We start from the raw sequence: 20435 nt of genomic DNA on the forward strand, positions 1-20435 counted from the left end.
GCTCCTTATTGATTAATACAGTTGGCCACGCGATCAAAATACGAGCAGGCGGCAATATGCTCCGTTATGCGTCGCTGTCCCTTGACGGTATCGACGTCCCACAGCTCGTAGGCACGCGCCTCGACCAGCACCACGTCGGTGCGACCTTTGAGAATCGAGCCCCCGCCGTCCTTGCCCTCAAGACACATAAGTGCATCGAACAGTTCCGCCGGAAAGAGCACCGGGCTCGAAGGCTCACCGTTACACGCAAGACGCACCGGATGTTTGCGGCCACACTCGTCAAATGCACGAACCATAGCCTCAAAAGAATCCGAACTCACGAGCGGCTGGTCGCCCGGTAAAAAGAGGCAACCTTTCCAGTTGCGTTCGACTCCCCACGAAAGGCCCGCACGGACGCTTTCGCTGCGCAGCTCGCCATCGTGCAGCACGCACGGGCAATGCTTGTCCTCGCAAATCTGGGAGACCTCGGGCCAACGCGTCGAAACCACGACGTCAAAGCCCCGGGGAACCGAATCGATGGTCCGGGCAATCAGCGGCTCGCCATAGATATCGGCGAGCATCTTGTTAGAGCCAAACCGCTTGCCCTCGCCCGAAGCCATAATCACGCAACCGAGTTTCATCTCCGCAAACCTCCCCTGGCTGCCTTGGACACCATAGCTGCTATACCCACCATACCGAGCTCGCACTCCGTCGGAACAGGCACGCACTCGTTTTCCAGCGAACGCCCCTTGGCTCCCCATAGCACAAAGGAGGGCACCCCGCGACGCAGGGCACCCTCCTCAATGGTGCAGATATGCCTACTCAGCGTCGCCGGTAAACGTGGTACCGGTCTTGCCGGCAAGGCCATCGCGCGCCTTCTCGAGCAGCGTGATGAGCGCCGTGCGGCCCGGCTTGCTCTCGGCAAACGTCGAGGCTGCCTGGACCTTGGGCAGCATGGAGCCGCGACCAAACTCGTTGGCCTCGGACAGACGCTTTACGTCAGCCGCGGTCAGCGTGTCGAGCCACTGCTCGTGGTCGGTGCCAAAGCCAATGGCAACCTTCTCCACGGCCGTCAGGATAATCAGGGCATCGGCATCGAGCTGCTCGGCGAGCTTCTCGGCCGCAAAGTCCTTATCGATGACGGCAGCAGCGCCCTTAAGGTGGTTGCCCTGGGCCTTGGTGACGGGAATACCGCCACCACCGCAGGAAATCACCACGTGGTTGGACTCGACGAGCGACTTAATGGTGTCGAGCTCGACGATGTTCACGGGCTTGGGCGAGGCAACCACGCGACGGAAGCCCTGCTTCTCGTCGTGGATGAACTGATAGCCGCGGTCGGCTTCCAGCTCCTTGGCCTCGGCCTCGCTCATCCACGGACCAATCGGCTTGACCGGGTCGGCAAAGGCCGGATCGTCTGCCGCAACCTCGACCTGGGTGAGCACGGTGGCGACACCCTTGTCGATATTGCGGTCGAGCATTTCCTCGCGCAGGGCGTTTTGCAGGTCATAGCCAATGTAGCCCTGGCTCATGGCGCCGCAAACGGACAGCGGGCAGGGAATGTACTTCTGAGGATTAGAACGCGTGAGCTCGGCCATCGCGTTGGCGATCATGCCCACCTGGGGGCCGTTGCCATGCACGACGACGACCTCGTTGCCTTCCTCGATCAGGTCGACGATGGCCTTAGAAGTCGTCTTGACGGCCTCCATCTGCTCGGGAAGGTTGGCGCCGAGGGCGTTTCCGCCCAAGGCGACAACAATACGCTTAGCCATTTCTCAGCCCAGCTTTAGGCCTGGAGCCAACGGGCGGTGTTGCGCTCGTCGAGGGCCTTGAGGGTAGCGGCGGGATCGGCAACCTTCTGCAGGAACATCATGGCAGCGATGGCGTACGGCTTGTAGCTGGCCTCCTTGTACATGCCCACGCGGTGCATGTCGAAGACGTCGGCGTTGACCTCGCCGTGCTCGCAGGAGACACCGGAAATATCGGCGGGCAGCGGATGCATAAAGATGGTGTCCTGGCCGTTGGCAGTCTTCTCCATGAGCTCGGTCGTGGAGCACCAATCCTGATGCGTAGCGTTCTGAGCGAGCAGCTCCTTCTCGAGCGCAGCGATGCCGGCGTCGTCGCCCTCGGCGTACAGGTTGGTACGCTTCTCCATGGCGGCAAACGGAGCCCAGCTCTTGGGGATCACGATGTCGGCGCCCTCGAAGGCCTCGGCCATGGTGCTGACCTGCTTAAAGGTGGTGCCGGACTCGGCGGCATAGCCCTTGGCGCGCTCGACGACCTCGGGCATGAGATCGTAGCCCTCGGGGTGAGCCAGGGTGACGTCCATGCCAAAGCGGGGCAGCAGGCTGATCAGCGACTGCGGGCAGGACAGCGGCTTGCCGTAAGAGGGCGAATAGGCCCAGGTGACGGCAACCTTCTTGCCCTTGAGGTTCTCGAGGCCGCCAAACTCGTTGATGAGGTAGAGCATGTCAGCAGAGGACTGCGTGGGATGGTCGGAATCGGACTGCAGGGAGATGAGCGTGGGACGGTGATCCAGAACGCCGTCCTCGTAAGCCTGCTGGACAGACTCGGAGACCTCGGCCATGTAGGCGTCGCCCTTGCCGATGTACATGTCGTCGCGGATGCCGATGACGTCGGCCATGAAGGAAATCATGGTAGCGGTCTCACGGACGGTCTCGCCGTGAGCGATCTGGGACTTCTTCTCGTCCAGGTCCTGCAGCTCAAGGCCGAGCAGGTTGGCAGCCTTAGAGAAGGAGAAGCGCGTACGGGTGGAGTTGTCGCGGAACAGGGAGACGGCCAGGCCGGAGTCGAAGATCTTGGACGAAACGTTGTTCTCACGCAGCTCGCGCAGGGCGTCGGCGACGATGTAGAGCGCCTTGAGCTCATCGGTGGTCTTGTCCCAGGTGTGCAGGAAGTCGCTGCCGTACATACCCTTAAAATCGAGGCCGTTCAGCTGCTCGACGAGCTCGGTAAACTTGGCGTCCATGTAAATGTCCTTTCTAAAGGTGAAACGATCGCAATGAGTAAATGTGCTCCGGCATGCGCGTGTGGCTAGAACATGCAGAGCGCTATGACGAGGACCCGCTACCGTTGAGGAAGCATGGGAGATAACGACCGCGGGCCCCAAGTCAACAGGAGGTGCCGGGGGCATAAACTGTCCCCGGCTCAACAAGATCGAGGAATGGGACTAGTCGATCTTGTTGTTGGTCAGACCGGCGCGGAACACGGTGGCATCGCCATCGGCCTGGCTCGGATCGTAGAGGTTCAGGGCAGCCACGTACATGGCGGCAGCGGTGACCAGGTCGTCCTTGTAGGTGACCTCGTTGGGAGCGTGAGCCTGAGACTCGGCACCCGGGCCAAAGCCGACGCAGGGGATGCCATAGCGACCCTGGATGGAAACGCAGTTCGTGGAGAAGGTCCACTTGTCGCACAGCGGGCGACCGGTACGCTTGTCCATGCTGGGCTCGCAGCCGATGCGCTCGTCACCAAACATGGCCTTGTGGGCGTCGACGAGGGCCTTGACGTGCGGAGCGGTCTCCTTGTTGATCCACGTGGGGAAGTAAGCCTCGGTCTCGTAGACCTCGCCGGTCCAGGACGGACGGTCGTACATGTACATGGAGACCTTCACGTCGTCGCCGTACTTCTTGGCGGCCGGCAGGTTACGGATCTCGTCCAGGCAGGACTCCCAGGTCTCACCGGCGGTCATGCGACGGTCGATGGAGATGGCGCAGGAGTCAGCGACAGCGCAGCGGCTGGGGCTGGTGTAGAAGATCTGGCTGACGGTGCAGGTGCCGCGGCCCAGGAAGCGGGCGTCCTCGAAGTGCTCGGGGTTGTACTTGGGGTCGAGCATCTTGACGAGACCCTTGATGTCGGTCGACTCGTCGCAGCCGTTGTTGTTGAGGGCGCGGACGTCGGCGATGATGTCGGCCATCTTGTAGATGGCGTTGTCACCGCGGTCGGGAGCGGAGCCGTGGCAGGAGGTGCCGTGAACGTCGACACGGATCTCCATGCGGCCGCGGTGACCGCGATAGATGCCGCCGTCGGTGGGCTCGGTGGAAATGACGAACTCGGGCTTAATGCCGTCCTTGTTGTAGATGTACTGCCAGCACATGCCGTCGCAGTCCTCTTCCTGGACGGTGCCGACGACCATGATCTTGTAGCCCTCGGGGATGAGGCCCATGTCCTTCATCATCTTGGCAGCGTAGGTAGCAGAAGCCATGCCACCCTCCTGGTCGGAGCCGCCGCGGCCGTAGATGATCTCGTCGGTCTCGTAGCCCTCATAGGGATCGGCATCCCAGTTCTCGATGTTGCCGATACCGACGGTGTCGATGTGGGAGTCGATGGCGATGATCTTGTCGCCCTCGCCCATAAAGCCCATAACGTTGCCCAGGCCGTCGACCTTGACCTCGTCATAGCCAAGGCTCTCCATCTCGGCCTTGATACAAGCGACAACCTCGCCCTCCTCGCAAGACTCAGAGGGGTGGGAGATCATAGCGCGAAGAAAACGAGTCATATCAGCACGATGGGACTCAGCAGCAGCCTTGATAGCGTCGAAATCGAGTTCTTTAGCCATTGTTCATAACCTTTCAAACGAAGGAATCTACCTGTGAGGTGGCGGAGCGATACCTATTTACTCCGCCCAGTATTAGCAAGTGGGGTATTCGCCTTCCCAGACGATGCGACGGTACTGATCGGGGTCCGTGTCGCCTTCCGTGGAGAAGCAGAGCACGGAGCTCGTCTTGTCCAGGCCGATGAGCTCCTTGAGCTCGGCGTACTCGGGATCGAGCATGAGGGTCTCGACCAGGCCGGTGGTCACCGCACCGGACTCGCCGGAGATGACGCGCGGGTCGCCCTTCTCGGGAGCACCCAGGGTGCGCATGCCGCGAGCGGTGACCCAGTCGGGGCAGGACACGAAGGCGGTAGCGTGGTTGCGCAGGATATCCCAGCCCAGGATGTTGGGCTCGCCGCAGCACAGGCCGGCCATGATGGAGGGCATGTCGCCGTCCACGATGCGCGGATCGCCGTCGCCGGCGGCAGCGCCCTTGTACAGGCAGGCGGCAGGAGCGCACTCGACCACAACAAAGGTGGGCGGGTTATCGGGATACAGGTTGGTGAAGTAGCCCACCACGGCGCCGGCGAGCGAACCCACGCCAGCCTGAACAAAGACGTGCGTCGGGCGGTTGATGGCCATCTCGCGCAGTTGCTCGGCAGCCTCGGAAGCCATGGTGCCGTAGCCCTCCATAATCCAGGACGGAATCTTCTCGTAGCCCTCCCAGGCGGTGTCCTGAACGATGACGCCGCGCTCGCAGGCATCGGCCTCGGCGGCGGCCATGCGCACGCACTCGTCGTAGTTGACCTCTTCGATGGTCACCGTGGCGCCCTCGGCGGCGATGTTATCGAAGCGGGGCTTGGTGGAACCCTTGGGCATGTGCACGACGGCCTTCTGGCCCAGCTTGTTGGCAGCCCATGCCACGCCGCGACCATGGTTGCCGTCGGTGGCGGTAAAGAAGGTAGCCTGGCCAAAATCCTTGGCAAGCTGATCGGAGGTCAGGTAATCGAAGGTGCACTCGGCAACGTCCTTGCCGGTCTCGTCGGCAATGTAGTTGGCCATGGCAAACGAACCGCCCAGAACCTTAAAAGCGTTGAGGCCAAAGCGATAGCTCTCGTCCTTAACGCACAGGTTGGACAGACCCAGGCGCGCGGCCTGGCCGTCCAGGCGGGCAAGCGGAGTGACGGTGTACTGGGGGAACGACTGGTGGAAGGCGCGAGCCTTCTTCACGTGGTCGAGGCTCATGATTCCCAAGTGCTTGTCATCGCTCTTGGGCATCGTGTTGCCCGCCCACTGGATCTTATCGGCCATACGGTGAACTCCTTAAGTTCTCTCTTGCCGGCCCCCGCATACGCGTTTCAGCCCATTCCCATTCCTGCGACTGAACTTTTATGTGGATGCCAAACAAAAAGTTTGTTAGCAATGTTCTATCACACTTTTTGATTGCTAAACCTAACAAATTGTTTGTTGCCGTAATCGGTACTATTTCGCCGCCGAACGGTTACATAACGCAGCGACGCTTTCGTTATTTGCGAACAGGTGTGGTTTATGGCAAAGTGTGCCCAAACTAATTTTTAGGAAGGCACCCATGACCCCCGCACAGATTGAGTTTTACAAGCGTCTTGCACACGGCCTGGCGCTCCAGTTTGGCCCCAACTGCGAAATCGTCGTCCACGATCTGGAGACCGAGGACGTTGACCACTCCATCGTAGTGATTGAAAACGGCCACGTCAGTGGGCGCAAACTGGGTGACGGCCCCAGCCATATTGTGCTTGAATCCATGCACGATGGCACCACCGACGTGCACGACCGCGAGCCATACCTCACCAAAACCGCCGATGGCAAGCTGCTCAAGTCCTCGACGATCTTTATCCGCAACGATGAGGGCAAACCCGTCGGCATTTTGGGCATTAACTTTGACATTACGCTCATGAAGGCTTTTGAGCGCTCGCTCGATGCCTTTACCGGCACCGGCTCCACGGGCTACACCGAGCCCGAGCCCATTACCAAAAACATCGGCGACCTGCTCGAAGACCTGCTGCGCGAGTGCGAACAGTTTGTGGGCAAGCCCGCGGCGCTCATGACCAAAGACGAGCGCATCCGCGCCATTGGCTACCTCGACCGTCGCGGCGCCTTCCTCATCTCCAAGTCGAGCGAGCGTGCCTGCGAGTTCTTTGGCATCTCCAAATACAGCTTCTATAGCTACCTCAACGAGGCAAAGGCTGCCGCCGGCGACAAGTAGGCGCTCGCCTGGATTGCCCCTCCCCTTTTGGGCGCGAGTTCTGGAAAGCACGAATCCAAGACCGAGCAGCTTGGGAAGTTCCATATAATCGATGTCATTAGTATTTCGAAAGGATGGAACAGAATGGCGTTGAGCAAGGCATCATGCACCGGTCGCGGATTGATTCCGGCAATTGGTGGACATGTGCACCGCATGTTCGATGAGAGTGAAGACGACCTGTTTTCGCTGAGCCTTGACGACGTGATGGATGATCGCCCGTGGACCGCCGACGAACTCATGGGCGGCGGGGCTCGCCCGTCAAGCCCCAATCCCGCACTTGTGCCTAAGCCCGCGGCTGCGCCGACTCCTGCGCAGTCGCCCGCACCCACTTCGGCGCCCATGCCCGCTCCCCGCCCCGCAAGCGACCCGTCCGAGACGGCGGCATTTCTCGCTGCAGCGACGCAGGGCAAATCGGCCGACAGCACCGTTATGTATAACGCCCAGCAGTTGCCTGTTCCTGCGGCACGCAAGCCTCCGGTCGCAAGGCTCGATGAGCCCGTTGCCCATCAGGTTGCCTACGATTCCTGGGCTGCAGCCGATCTGGATGAGACCTCTACCGGCATGCCGGCGCTCGACGTTCCAGTTAACCCGCTTTTTGCCGCCAACACGAGCGCCGCGGACTATGAGGGCGATGCGGTATATTCCGATTATTCCGATGGCTATGCTGGCAACGGTCGCATCGAGACAGAGGATTATGGCACCGCATCGAGCGATTATCTCAACGATCCGTACGCTGCCACGCCCGCACCGGAATATGACCCGGAGGCCGCGTCCGCGCCGGCGTATACCAAAAGCACGGGCGAAGAGCGCTTCGCCGATTATTACGCCGAGGAAAAGGCACTGCGTTTCTCGGAATTTCCGCAGGCAGTCAAGGTTGCCTTTATCGCCATTGTCATTGCCCTGCTCGGCGTCATTGCGTTTGAGGGATTCCAGCTGTTCCGCGGCCCCACCCAAGCGGAGTCGGAGACCCAGCAAAAAGAGGACGATAACCAGTACCTGGACATCAACACCCTCAAGGGCGACCCCAACGACGAGGACGACGAGTAGCGAGAGCTGAAGGCAGCCGCAGGATCCCGCATCCAGTACCAGCTTCTAAGTGCTGTTTTGTCATCCAGCTACACTTTTCCGGATAATTTTCCTATCGAATTTGACACTTTTCCGAAGTTTTAAGGTGCCTATTTCGACACTTTTCCGGATTTTATACTCTGTCCCTCCAGATGCGCTTTACGGTGCAGGCGTTGGAAGAAGGGCCATGTGCCGCTGGCGGCCCACATGTTCTGCAGATCAAGCTGCTCGGAGACGACTCGCGCGAGCCGTCCAGCTGGAAGCTCTTTGCCGACGGCGCGTGCGTTGCGGACGGATCCGGCGCCTTTGCCCGCGAGCGCTTCTGCGAGGGCGCCGAGGTGTTCCTGGACCTGTGCCGCGACGCCGTGCGCGCGGCTGAGCTGTGCCAGTGGAGCCAGAGGGAATATGAGCTGCTGAGTACGGCGCGCGGGATCGTAAGGGTGTAGACGGGCGGACGAGCCATCGACGATTTTGAGCTGGCAAGGGCCGGGAACTAGATTCCCAGCCTTCAACCTAGCACTGCTTTATGAGATCGAGCACCGCAGGAATGTCATCGGCATTCCGAAGCGCAACGTAAGTGGGTAAGCCCGGGCCAAATCCACCCTGCGTACGCTTGTCCTGGCACATGTCCTCTGGATCCGTTAGATCATCCACACTCTTTGCCAAGCCAACGGCAATCCAACCACCGTTGCTGGTCCTGCCTTCTAACACGGCATGCAGTTTTCGCTTGCCCGACCTGAAGCCTACATAGTACTTAGCTATGTAGGACTCCCACGAAGGGTTACCACTCAGAACGGACTCGCGCACCTCATCGAAAAGCTTCTGGTTGAGCCCACCTTCGGCAAAGGTGGGGTGGTTCTCCTGCAGAGTCCAGACAGGAGCCTCGTCAGACTCCCCACGAGAAGGACGGTACTTGTCGACGACGTCTGCCGGAAGGTCGGGATACTTCCATATCTCGCACACTTCTTTCGCCAGCTCGTCCGCGCGCTGCCCGATCTCTTCCTCACCCCATTTTTCATGCGAGACAATCGATTTGTTTAGGTAGAGCGGGCTGCACTTAAATCCGACGTCAGGCAGATTGAGCTTGTCCGAGAACGACCGGTTTGAGTACTCCTGGTTGTAGCCCGTCAGCGTAAGATTTCCCAAGTTGTTGCACAGCCTGTCGTGGACGTCTTCCCAGTTCTCACCAAGCGATTCCTTCCAGCCGTGCTCATCATCGATCGTCTGGGGCATGATGTGCTCGATCTGGTAATCGTCGGCTGAGATGGACTCCTTCGGGTGGTGCCAGTTCTCCATGCGTTCCAGGTAATAGCGCTTTTTAGAGAAGCGGTTGTAGCAGTCACGCGTCTTAAACTCCTCGACAAAATGCTCGTCTGTCGGAAAGTATGCGGTCATACCGCTGCTGTGGATAAGGAGCATCGCCGTAACGTACTCCTCGATATCGTCCTGCTGCTCGAGATTGCGATACATGCCGGCAAAGAAATTATTTAGGCCCGTGGTAAGTCTGCCGCAAACCGCTCGCCTGAACAGAAACGACTCGATAGTCTCGCAGATACGTAAAAACGCATTGCGGTCTAGTCCATTCCCCTCGTAAACCGAATAAAGCAACATTAAGAGGGGCCTTATCTGCTTCACGTCGAGGCTTACGATTCTGCCGAACACTCGGCGCAGTCCGTCGTCCTTCTCCTTACCAAGGAACAGACTGGCGTATCTATGTGCATACCCGCGCAGCTCCTTAAGCAGACCCTCGGTGTCACCATCGTAGTCGTCGGCGAAATAGCGCTTAAACTCGTAGTAGGCCTCGTTCTCCTTCGGCATCCTATTGGGAACTTTAAGCCACAGCCAGTACCAGATAAATGCATTGAACTCTTCTTCGCCGCCTTTTCCGAACAAGCGCTCGAGCGGATGCCAGTAACCCTCGTAGAGCTTGGTCTGCTCGTCGTTGGGAAGCGACATAAGAACGTAGTTACGAATGAGGTCGATAGGCGTGAGCGGCTTACCCTTGGAGTTCATGGACTCAAATATGAGCTGGGCATTATCGACGCCAGCGGTGAGCTTAGTGTCGATGACCTGCACGCGGTTTAGCCCCGCCCAAAGCCTTGCAGGGTCGAATGATTTCCCGTGCATCTTTTCACGGAAGAACGCGTGGTTCTCGACAATGCGATCCGATTTTTCATCCGGCACGGGTGACCTAGACACGATGGAGAACAGCGTCTCTTTATCGTCCTGCGAGAGCACCAATTTGTAGCGCGCTAGACCGTTGTAGTCGTCATCGTTAAAGAGGTAGTTCTTCCGCAGCGCCGAAATCTTGAGATCGCCAAGGAAGCCAGCCTTGTCGGGATTACTCTCCAGATAGTCAGCCAAGGCAGCAATCATCAACGAAAACGTCGTCAGACGCTGCTGTCCGTCAATCAGAAGCACGCGCGAGATACTCGTGGCAGAGCTCTCGGACTCGGGGATATAGAGCATCGACCCCACGAAGTGCGATACGCCATCACGGCCAGCGCGCATGACGTCATCCCAAAGCACCTCGCACTCTTTCACACTCCACGAGTAAACTCGCTGGTACACGGGAATGACGAACTGCATCTTCGCCACGCCCATAAGGTCGAGCAGATTCTCCTCGGTTGCTTTCATTTGCGCCTGTCTCCTCTTCCATCAATTTACAGTGAACCTATTCATCACCTGATGCCGGCAAGCTGTTGAGCGGCTCACTCTCATCGGCGGCACCAAGGCGCTTCTGCATCTTCTCGATCAGCTTAAGGGTTGAAGTCAAATACCCAAGACCCTTCTTCAACTGCTTAAGCAACCTGCCATCCCTGCGGTCACCCTTTCCATTCTCCTTCTCGACATCCACCTCAACACCAGCGATGCTGCGCTGCACGGCCTCGGCCGCCTTCTGCACCAAAATGGCCCCCTCATGCGGGCAGTGGTCAGTTGCCACATCAAGAAATGCGAGAAGCCTTGAGCATTCAACGAGCACGAACTGAGCATAGTCCTCCCCCATCGACGCCGCTAGGGCAACGCCACCAGAACCCAAAAAGCCAAGCGCAGCGCCGCTGCCCGCAATCAAAGCGGTGCCACCGGCCATGCCCATGCCACCGGCGGCCAAGGCGCCACCGCCAGCCGCAGCAAGGCTCGCATTGACAAGCGCAGCCCCGTGGAGGCCGACAAACGAGCCTCCAAAGATGCCGATAGCAATATCCGGAGCCAATGCCGCGGCAACTCCTCCTGTGCCAAGGGCCGCCGCCACGGCAATGGCGCCACCCACCAAGACCTTTGGCAATGTACCTGAAAGCTCACGGATATGCGCCCCGCATTGCTTCTCTAGGGAACGTACGGCGTCCAAATCAACCGCGTCCTGTCTCCTGGGAAATTCATCTTTAACCCAAGACCCACTCTCCTTCAAACCTTTGTACTCTTTCTTCTCTTCATCTCCTAACTGCGAATAGGGGCAAAACTCGACTAGCTCCTGTGCAACCAGCAGGGCGCGCACCCTACCGCCTCGCCGCCGCGAAACTGTCTCAAGGGCTCGGTACGCATCTTCCTCGCTCAAAAAGTAGCCGTCTGCATCAACGCCTAGGCCATCCGCGACCGAATCCTGCCATGCGCGGGCCCAGCTCCTCTTTTGCCCTTTGTGCACATTGTTCTTCTCGTTCCTGCAGTCGTAGTTGATGGCGGCAAGCTTCAGCGAGAAGGCAATTCTCGTCGTTTCTCTATCTAGGCTATAAAAGTGGAATCCATCGAAGATATCCTGGCGGCGCCTGGCGCGCTCAGCCCAAGCCTCGGACATTTCCTCCGCCATATAGCCCCAGTCGGCATGGAGGGCAAACGCAAGGCGTCCAACTCCAACGTAGTTTATTCGCAAGAAGAGCTTCTGGGCGAAAACGACCTTGTTCCCCTCGCATTCGATACCTGCCCTAACTGCTGCTGTCGCCAGATTTGCCAGAACGAACGAAGTGCTCGAAACCGTGACCATGCGGGCGAGAGCTCTGCTGTTGTAGGGCATGAAATGCGAAGCCTTGAGCTTGTGCAAGCCGGGAGCATCGCTCACTTCGCAACGTTCTAGCTCGACCTTGAGCCGAGAGAGCATATAGAGGCAGCGAACGATAATCTCGTTGGCCATGACTGCCGGCACCTGGCTTAGAGCCTGATCGAGAAGACCAACCTCCGCCCGAAGGTCGAAGCGGATGGGTTTGCCATCCTCGGTCCTGAACGTCGCTCCATTAAACAGCTTCGAAATCCATTGCTGAATGCGAATATTCTTACCCTTATAGGCAACCTGCAAGTTTTGAAATACAGGTAAGGAAGAAAGTTCTTTGAGCAGGGACAGCACGATGCCGGGAATGCCCGTCCCCTTACCGGGGTTGGAGCTAGACCCCGCCATGTCGCTCACAAGATGCATCGCCCAGAACAGAGTGCCAAACGCGATCTTCTCCGGAACGTTCCTACCTATAAGTGGACAGTCGGGATCGAAGACGGCGGCAGGCAGGTCGAAGGCGACAAACCGGCCGACCGTATCGGTGCCATAGCCTTTGCCCGTGAATTGCGAGAGGATCGAACACGCAAGGCCAACCAAACTCGGGTGGTGCGAGAAATCCCGCAGATGATGTTGGAGCCCGCCGCCAAACTCGGCAGTAAGTTTGTCCGCGACAGAAGGAAACTCTTTCTCCAAAAGGCGGATAGCGTCTTCTAGAGTTGCATCCGCCTTTGTCATACCCGCAGACTTGGCAACCATAAGAACGAATTTGCCAACCTTCTCGTCGCCCCACTCTTTGGCACCCTCAAGGTTGGAGTCTTTCTGCCATAGGATATTCAACGCGCCCGTAAGGAGCCCGCTAACGGCTGCAAGTTCATAGTCGAGCTTCGTAGCCTTTTCGGCCCGAGGGTCAAAATCAAAGAGGGCCTCCTCCCCATTGGGAGCGTCCTCAAAACCAATCAGCACGGCGCTACCGTTCAGCGGCACAGATGTGACTTGAGGCAGCTGAGATATGGCGTAGACTATCTCGCCACCACTAAAAACAAGTTCGCCTGCCATACCGGCTTCCTCCCGCAAACGCGTAAAATCAGATTACTCTACGCCGCCAAATCTCTCTCGTAAAAGTACTCGAAAATCTCGGTGATGCAGTCGTCCAGGACCTCATCGGGATAGCTCGTCTCTGGCAGCTTATACACCTCATTGCGCACGATAACGCGAACGGCGTCACGAGTCTCTGCCTTGTCCGTCCAGCGCACCATGTTGGCAAGCCGTTCTTCGATAATAGATACCATCTCGATGGCGACACTCTTGACCTGCCTGATCTCTGCAGGCGTCAGTGTATCCTTGAATAGCATCTCGAACACAGTCATCTGCTGCTGGTTCTGAAAACCCTCGCGCACCCACTCCTTCTGTTTGTCATCAAGGTCGCGGGACAGGTTGACGAGGTCGTTGAACGTCTTCTCGATCATCGCCTTGTCCTGCTCGGAGTTGTAGCTCTCGATAATCCGCTCGTACCGTTCGAAGTAGTCGATTCGCCTGGGGTTGTCCTTCAGCGCGGACTCAAGACGCGCCTCTATGACAGAACGCAGGTCGTCAATGATGAGATGCTTGCGCTTGGCCTTGGCGAACTCCTGCGAGAGCCTGTTGAAGTCGATGCTGCTGATATCGAACCTGGTAGCCGTCTTGAGCCCCTCGGAGGCCTCGTTGACCACCACGTGCTCGCTCACGATACCCTGCAGCTGGACCATGAGGCCGGTTGTGTCGGCACTGGCCCTGTGGGCGTTGATATGGTTGAAGACGGCACGCAACGCGTCGCGCTTAGCCAGCAGTTCCTCGCCCACCTCGCGTCGGCTCACGTATTTGTACAGGGTGAACAGCTCGCGGCACATGACGCCGTAGCGCTTCTTTGTCTCGTCGCACCGTGACACGCAGTCGGCGGCATTCTTGATTTCTGCCACCTTGTCGAAACCCTCGGCCGTCAGCAGGGATTCGAGCTCGTAGCCCAGTGACGACACGAACGCAACGGTGTCGTCCGTGAGCTCGGAAATCCTCGCAAGCAGCTCGTCCTTGTCGACCACCGGGTCGACTCCGCCTCCGTCGCCAGGGTTCTCGGTGTAGTCGGCCAGGGCTTTCCTCAACGCCTTCACGACGCCGACGTAGTCGATAATGAGGCCGTTGCTCTTACCCTTGCTCACGCGGTTGGCGCGCGCGATGGCCTGCATGAGGCTGTGAGCTTTGAGTGGCTTGTCGAAGTACATGGCCGAGAGCGACTTCACGTCGAAGCCGGTAAGCCACATGGCACATACGAAGACGATGCGGAAAGGGTTGTCGGCATCCTTGAACTCATCGTCTAGCTGGCGCTCCTCCATCTTCTGGCGATGCGACGCTATGTCGAGCCCCCACTTGCGGAAGCGGTCGATCTCGTTCTGCTCCTGGCTCACCACGACCGCCATCTCGGTGGATTCCATCCAGGCGATTTTGCGACGCTGCTCCATGGCCTGTTGTTGGTCCATGCCGACGAGCCTTGCGCGCTCCTCGTCGAGCGCCTCGGTCCAATACTCCTGCACGTAGTTGTACATCATCACGCAGGTGACCTTATTCACGCAGATGAACATGGCCTTGCCCGACTCCCAGATGTTCGTGTAATGGGAAACGAAGTCGCGTGCCACGGCTCTCAGGCGTGGCTCGGCCATGATGATATGGACCCCGTGGTTGAGCTGGGCCTGCACCTTCTCGGTCTGGTCGGCGTTAAGGTCGGCGTCTTCCACGGCCTGGAGCAGCTCGTCGTTGATCTCCGGATTCTCGATGCCAAGCTGGTCACTACGGTTCTCGTAGAACAGCGGCACTGTAGCTCCGTCCTCGACGGCGCGCTTGAAGTCGTAGACTGAAACGTAGCCGCCGAAGGTCCTGGCAGTTAGGTTGTCGTAGGCAAGAAGTGGCGTGCCGGTAAAGCCAAGACGCGAAGCCGTTGGCAGTAGCTTCATCATGTTCTCGGCGAAGATGCCGTTGTTTGACCGGTGCGCCTCGTCAGAGAGCACGACGATATCGTGGTCCGGTACGATGGGCTCCGCGTCAGGCTGGTTGAACTTCTGGATAAGCGAGAAGATGTAGCTCGGGTTGCCCTTGAGCTTCTCCGCAAGGTCCTTCCCGCTCGTGGCGCGGCAGCGCTCGGCGGGAACGCCCGCCAGACACTCGCAGCTCTCGAACGTTTCGCTAATCTGTTTGTTGAGCTCGTCGCGATCGGTGAGGACCAGGAAGGTCGGCGAGCCCGGCTGCGTTCGGCGGATCTTCTCAGCCAGGAACACCATCGAGTAGCTCTTGCCCGAGCCCTGCGTGTGCCAGAAGACGCCGAGTTTTCCGTCGCGCAGCTCGCGCTCAGAGTAGGCACGCACGGCCTCGTTCACGCCCAGGTACTGGTGGTTGCGCGCAAGGATCTTGGCGGCAGGCGAGTCGAAGTGGTCGAACAGAATGAAGTTCTGGAAGAGGTCTAACAGCGTTTCTTTGTTACACACACCCCTCAACATGGTCTCGAGCGCAACGCTGCCGGTGTCCTCCTCGCTCAGGCGCTTCCACTCGCCGAAGAACTCGTAGGAGCTGCCCAGCGTTCCGATTTTGGACTCCAGCCCGTTGGAGAGCATCACAAAGGCGTTGTAGTAGAAAATCTGGGGAATGGTATCCTGGTAGTCGGTGTAGTTGTCCTCGTACGCGCGCAGCACGTCCTTGTCGTGGCGCTTGAATTCGACGAACAGCAGTGGCACACCGTTGACGAAGCCTACGAGGTCGCAGCGGCGTCGATGCATGGGGCCCTTCACCCACAGTTCCTCTGCCGCCACGAAGCGGTTCAACTTTGGATGCTCAAAGTCGAAAGCCCGCGCGAGCTCAGTACGCATGGAGCCATCGGGCTGGACCTTCTTCACCGGTATGCCATCGCGAAGCATCTTATACTTTGCCTCGTTGGCCTGAAGCAGCGAATCGCCGACGAAGACTTGCTCCAAGGTCGCCACGGCCTCGGCGCATTCCGCCTCGGCAAGGTGTTCGTTCAGCTCAACCAACGCGTTCATGAGGTCGCGTTTGAGAAGGACGTCCTTATAGGAGTCACGACCCAGCGTGCCACAGGGGCCGAGAACCTCATCGTCGAAGCAGTAATGGACGTCCCACCCCATGCGACGAAGCAGCTCGCCCGCGGGCTTCTGGACAGCCTCCTCTTCGGAGTAACGGCTGGTCATAGCCTTCCTCCATCTCGTGTCATGGCGTCTGCCGGACGGTATTTCAAATCAAGCGGGATCGCGTCATTGATCTCGCACGGGTGCATGAGGGCGATTTCGTACAGGGCGATGCGCGAAAGCATGTACAGCTCATCGTCGCTGTCGCTCTCATAGTCGAAAACGACTCGCCTGCCGAGAACGTCGTCCATCTCGCGGAGTTTGATGCGCCCCCAATTCGCGTCACTTGGACCATACTCGCCGTCGAGATAATGGATCTTCTCGAGGTTGTATTCGAACCCCCTCAGCTCCTGGGCACCCGAATGAGAGAAAAGCAGGTGCTCAAACAGAATCCAGTCCGTTTCATCGCCTTCGATACCGGCATGTTCCAGACCTTCCCTCGACATGTCACGAAGTATGTTGAGCTGCAGCCCCAAGGCATGACGCCACGCCTCCGCATAACGGCGGGCAGCCGAAAGGTTTACCTCGTTCGAAGGGACGAAAGACACTGCCTTCTTGGCGAAGTCGTAAATGAAGTCGTTACTGGAGCCAAAGCGCTCAAGCTCGGCACTCTTCAAGCGATCAATAAATTCCCCCTCCGTCTCGTTCCCTCCCCTGTCGGGAACCGGGATAGAGCAAAACCTAGCAATGGCCTCCCGCTGAAAGCGTCCGAGACCCTCGATGACCTTTTCCAGCAATCCATAACGAAACTCGATATAGTCAAAGACCTGGTCCATATGGATACAAACGTCATCGCCCCAGCTGTTGGGCGCATTCGTGAACGCATGGGCGTGCAAGTCGCAATCCCACATTGTCTTGAAAATTGGCTCCTTTACCCATGTGATGTACGGGCAGGTAACGAGCCCCGAACTTTGGTACTCACCGGCATAGCGACTTGTCTCCACTGGATGAACCGCGCAAAGGGAACGAATGAACCTGAAATATTTTTGGTCTGTGCCCTTCCCGTTCCTACCAAGCTGGGAGAACGCTCCGGTGCGGTCATTCTCCTCGGAGAGGTCAACTCCAAAAATTCTTGCGAGCATATCAACACAATCAATCACGGTAGCGGCATTGTTGATGAAGTTAATAAAGTCGAACGCGCTCCCGTACTCATACGTAGCCGTCCCAAGTACCTGTTCATTCAGGTAAGCGACCGTATCACGAATCCTGTGCTCGCACGAGCAGATGCAATCCCATGCGGGAAGGCCCCGAAATTTCTTCTTCTCGAAAGCCTTTTCCACAAACGAAATCTGCTCCGAAATATGTTCATGTCTTCCGAGCAAGTCATGGAACCGCTCGATAAGAGCAGGGTCGAGATGTATCTGGAACGTCTTTTCGCACTCCATCGCTACACCTCGATTTCCCCAGACATAAGTTTGGGAAGCAAGCGGTCGCGCGCCTCGCGAGCAGCAACAATCAGACTGCTGCACTGCGCAATAGCCGAAAGGAACGATTCGCAAATGTTTTCGAAACGAGAAGCAACATCGGCGGAAGGAATAGGGACCTGATAGGACTTCATTGCGGCCCAATCGGCACGGGGCATTTTCGTCCCGGTTTTACTGGTAGCAGTTGCATAGGAGACAAACTCATCGGAAGATGCAACCGCGAGCAGGAACGCCTGTTTGCCTTCAACCGCCCGCATGACAATCGCATCGGTTGAAGTGACCCCATCAAATTGCGCAAATCCAACCTTATGGAAGTACGGTCGAATTTTCCCAAACAGGACATCGCCCTTTCTAAATTCGGTTTTATTCCCGACAACGTCGGCGGCAACGCCATGGGCGCGAAGGCATATAGAGTCCTTTGGCATATGCTCAAGTCCGATATATAGCTCATTGCCCGTGCGTTCATCTTGTTTCGATATCGTTTTGATAAGAGCACAGCATTCACCAAGACAGCCCATACGCCACCCCTCAGGAAGACCATCGACAATGGGCGTGGTCTCGTGACCGGGGAACTTGAGGTCGATGAACCACTCCTTGTAGAGGCGCTGGGCGGCCTCCTCCAGGAGCTTGATCTGCCTGCGGTTATTCTCGATTAGCTCGTCATAAGCAGAGAGCACGTCAGCAATGCGATCTTGGGTCTCACGGTCAGGAAGCCCAATTACCAGGTTGCGAATAATCGGCATGTTGACGTGGGAGACAGTTGCTCCGTTTGAGTTGCTAAGCAGCGCATGTCTCTGCTTCGGAGCATTGAGATAGTAGTTCAAGAATAGAGGGCTAACCTTCTCGGCTTTAGGGCGAATGAGAACGGTTCTTTGCCCGAGGCACACCTCCATGCCCTCTCTAATGATGCCAACATTGCCAGCAGGAGCCTCCCTGGCGAGTATCAAATCATTCGGACGTGGAACGGCGCGAATATTTCGCCTATCGTATGCAGCCTTGGAAACTCGTTGAACACCCTCGAGATCAAGGTAGCCGACTCCGATGTTTGGAGTGCGAATAATCGGATATCCCTCGCCCTCGTCAGGCTCTGTTGAATGTGGGCAATCGACGATCAGCTCGCAGACATCATTTAGTTTGCAGCTCATAGTCCCAGCTCCTGGAAGTTGCGGTCGATAGTGGCCATGAGGTCGTTACCCTGCTTCTGCAGCTCCAGCAACTCCGAGTGAATCTCGGCCATGCGCTCATGGAAGTCCACGCCGTCGTCCTCTACAGGAGGCACGCCCACGTAGGCACCCGGCGTCAGGCTCCAAGAGCTCTTCTCGGCAGGCTGGTCGCCCTGAATCTCATTACGCGTGGCCACCTTGCACAGCCCCGGCACATCCGCGTACTCGCCCTCGCCGAACTTCTCGACAAGCCAGACGGCCTCGCCGATCTCAGTAGCCGCGGACTCCATCCGCGCCGTCACCTCAGTAAGGGCCTCACGGCGCTTCTTCTGCTCGCGCTTGGGCAGGGCATCGACCTCGGCCTTGGCCGCGGCCTTCTGCCCCTCGATGGCAGCGAGCATCGCCTCGTGCGCGGCGGAGAAGTCCTCGCCACCGCCGATACCCAAGAGCTTCTCTGCCACCTCGCCGCCAAACAGCGTAGCAATCTCGATCGCACGGTCCTTGTACGCCTCGATGAGATCGTGGTACTTGCTCGCCTCGCCGCGATAGAGCCAGACGATGGCCGAGAGGTTCTTGAGTTGCCAAGGCGTCCACTCGTTAAGCGTCGTGGAGACGGCGGTGTGGTAGCGCTGGGCGTCGATGAACAAGACCTTGTCGCGCAGCGCCTCGGGCTTGCCCTTGTCGAAGAACCACAGCGTACACGGCAGGCTCTTGGTGTAGAAGAAGTTGTTGCCAACGTAGAGCATCACGTCCACGTGGCCGGTCTCCACGAGTTTGCGACGTTGGACGCGCTCGGCGTTGGAATCGGTAGCGGAGGACGCCATGACGAAACCCGCGCGGCCCGTGTCCTTGAGGTAGGAGTAGAAGTAATTAATCCAGAGATAGTTGGCACCGCTTGCGGACACTTCTTTCTTCTTGTTCGACTTCGGTGCGCCAAGCGGCAGGCGACCGGCGTCCAGAGCCTTTGCGTGCTTCACCTTATCCACGTTAAAGGGCGGGTTGGCGGCCACAAAGTCACACTTGCCGTCGAGCGCGTGCGCATCGTTGTAGAAGGTGTTGGCGTCATCGCCCGACTTGATGTTGCCCTGCATGCCGTGAACAGCCATGTTCATGAGACAAAGCTTGGCGTTGTAGTCGACCTTCTCCTGTCCGTAGAACATCATGGTCTCAGCGGGGTTGTCACCCTGCTCGCGCACGTAGTCGCTGGCGGAAACGAACATGCCACCCGAGCCGCAAGCAGGATCGAGCATCTTGCCACGCGAGGGCTCGATGACGTTCATGATCATGCGGACGAGCGACTTGGGCGTAAAGAAGACGCCGTCGTCGCTTGCCACCGCTGGAGCAAACTTGCCGAGGAAGTACTCGTAGATGCGGCCGATGATATCATCGCCCTCCTCGTCGAGGGCAGGGTTGTTGAAGACGCGGATAACGCTGCGCAACAGGTCATTGCCAAGGTCAGCGTAGGTGTCAGGAAGGACGCCCGCGAGCGAGGGGTTAATGGCAGCGATACTTGCCATGGCTTCGTTGACCGCTTTGCCGATGTCGGCACCATCGGGCAGGTTGAGCAAGTAGTCATAGCGGGCCTCCTCGGGGATGAACATCGCGCCTTTGGCGGAGTAGTCCGCTGCCTGCTTGGGCGGTTTGCGACCCGTGATAGCGGCACGCTCAGCTTCGATCTGCTCGTCGGCGCGCTTGAAACGACCCCATGCATAGCGCAGGAAGATGAGGCCCAGAACCGGCATGCAGTACTGCTGGCTCGTCAGCTTGGAGTTGGCACGTAATTCGTCTGCTGCCTCCCAGAGCTCGTTCTCAAGCTTGCGGATGTCCGCCAT

At 58.2% G+C, this 20435-nt stretch carries 14 protein-coding genes; 3 read left to right on the plus strand and 11 right to left on the minus strand.

Features of this window, described 5'->3' with window-relative positions; genetic code table 11:
- Positions 1 to 5: 5 nt before the first annotated feature.
- From PGW49_RS02335 to dpaL, 5 genes are all read right to left on the minus strand, one after another.
- The gene (locus tag PGW49_RS02335) at positions 6 to 620 is read right to left on the minus strand and encodes a nucleotidyltransferase family protein (RefSeq protein WP_260698747.1); all 615 of its coding nucleotides are present in this window, start codon (positions 618 to 620) and stop codon (positions 6 to 8) included.
- Positions 621 to 797: 177 nt separating this feature from the next.
- On the minus strand, positions 798 to 1748 hold the full coding sequence (gene arcC / locus PGW49_RS02340) for a carbamate kinase (protein WP_260698748.1): 951 nt from the start codon (positions 1746 to 1748) through the stop codon (positions 798 to 800).
- 14 nt (positions 1749 to 1762) lie between these two features.
- Positions 1763 to 2965 (minus strand): knotted carbamoyltransferase YgeW, encoded by a 1203-nt coding sequence (ygeW, locus tag PGW49_RS02345; RefSeq protein WP_260698749.1) that lies wholly within the window; start codon positions 2963 to 2965, stop codon positions 1763 to 1765.
- A gap of 201 nt (positions 2966 to 3166) precedes the next feature.
- A complete protein-coding gene (locus PGW49_RS02350) occupies positions 3167 to 4552 on the minus strand; it encodes a YgeY family selenium metabolism-linked hydrolase (protein WP_055252228.1) in 1386 nt (461 codons plus the stop codon).
- Positions 4553 to 4624: 72 nt separating this feature from the next.
- The gene (gene dpaL / locus PGW49_RS02355; RefSeq protein ID WP_118266260.1) at positions 4625 to 5839 is read right to left on the minus strand and encodes a diaminopropionate ammonia-lyase; all 1215 of its coding nucleotides are present in this window, start codon (positions 5837 to 5839) and stop codon (positions 4625 to 4627) included.
- A 277-nt stretch (positions 5840 to 6116) separates the two neighbouring features.
- Here dpaL and PGW49_RS02360 point away from each other — a divergent pair, with 277 nt between their 5' ends.
- The 3 genes from PGW49_RS02360 (at position 6117) to PGW49_RS02370 (ending at position 8320) form a co-directional block, all read left to right on the plus strand.
- Positions 6117 to 6770, plus strand: a complete 654-nt coding sequence (locus PGW49_RS02360) for a helix-turn-helix transcriptional regulator (protein WP_270225382.1) — start codon at positions 6117 to 6119, stop codon at positions 6768 to 6770.
- A gap of 123 nt (positions 6771 to 6893) precedes the next feature.
- Positions 6894 to 7856, plus strand: a complete 963-nt coding sequence (locus PGW49_RS02365) for a hypothetical protein (RefSeq protein WP_270225384.1) — start codon at positions 6894 to 6896, stop codon at positions 7854 to 7856.
- Positions 7857 to 8047: 191 nt separating this feature from the next.
- Positions 8048 to 8320, plus strand: a complete 273-nt coding sequence (locus PGW49_RS02370) for a hypothetical protein (RefSeq protein WP_270225385.1) — start codon at positions 8048 to 8050, stop codon at positions 8318 to 8320.
- 67 nt (positions 8321 to 8387) lie between these two features.
- Here the strand turns inward: PGW49_RS02370 and PGW49_RS02375 are convergent, their stop codons facing one another.
- The 6 genes from PGW49_RS02375 to PGW49_RS02400 are packed head-to-tail and all read right to left on the minus strand — an operon-like array spanning position 8388 to position 20435.
- Positions 8388 to 10511: a DUF262 domain-containing protein gene (locus PGW49_RS02375; protein ID WP_270225386.1), complete on the minus strand. Its 2124-nt coding sequence runs from the start codon at positions 10509 to 10511 to the stop codon at positions 8388 to 8390.
- Between the two features lie 37 nt (positions 10512 to 10548).
- Positions 10549 to 12912: a hypothetical protein gene (locus PGW49_RS02380; protein WP_270225387.1), complete on the minus strand. Its 2364-nt coding sequence runs from the start codon at positions 12910 to 12912 to the stop codon at positions 10549 to 10551.
- A 38-nt stretch (positions 12913 to 12950) separates the two neighbouring features.
- Positions 12951 to 16079 carry a type I restriction endonuclease subunit R gene (locus PGW49_RS02385; RefSeq protein WP_270225388.1) on the minus strand — a complete coding sequence of 1043 codons (3129 nt, stop codon included), beginning with the start codon at positions 16077 to 16079 and terminating at the stop codon, positions 12951 to 12953.
- Positions 16076 to 17401: a hypothetical protein gene (locus PGW49_RS02390; RefSeq protein ID WP_270225389.1), complete on the minus strand. Its 1326-nt coding sequence runs from the start codon at positions 17399 to 17401 to the stop codon at positions 16076 to 16078. Before PGW49_RS02390 ends, PGW49_RS02385 begins: the two co-directional genes overlap by 4 nt.
- A gap of 2 nt (positions 17402 to 17403) precedes the next feature.
- Complete coding sequence (locus PGW49_RS02395) at positions 17404 to 18585, minus strand: restriction endonuclease subunit S (protein ID WP_270225390.1); 1182 nt, start codon at positions 18583 to 18585, stop codon at positions 17404 to 17406.
- Positions 18582 to 20435: a type I restriction-modification system subunit M gene (locus PGW49_RS02400; RefSeq protein ID WP_270225391.1), complete on the minus strand. Its 1854-nt coding sequence runs from the start codon at positions 20433 to 20435 to the stop codon at positions 18582 to 18584. The genes PGW49_RS02395 and PGW49_RS02400 overlap by 4 nt, the downstream gene beginning before the upstream one ends.

This window comes from Collinsella aerofaciens (genome assembly GCF_027679495.1).
Taxonomy (GTDB): Bacteria; Actinomycetota; Coriobacteriia; order Coriobacteriales; family Coriobacteriaceae; genus Collinsella; species Collinsella aerofaciens_AK.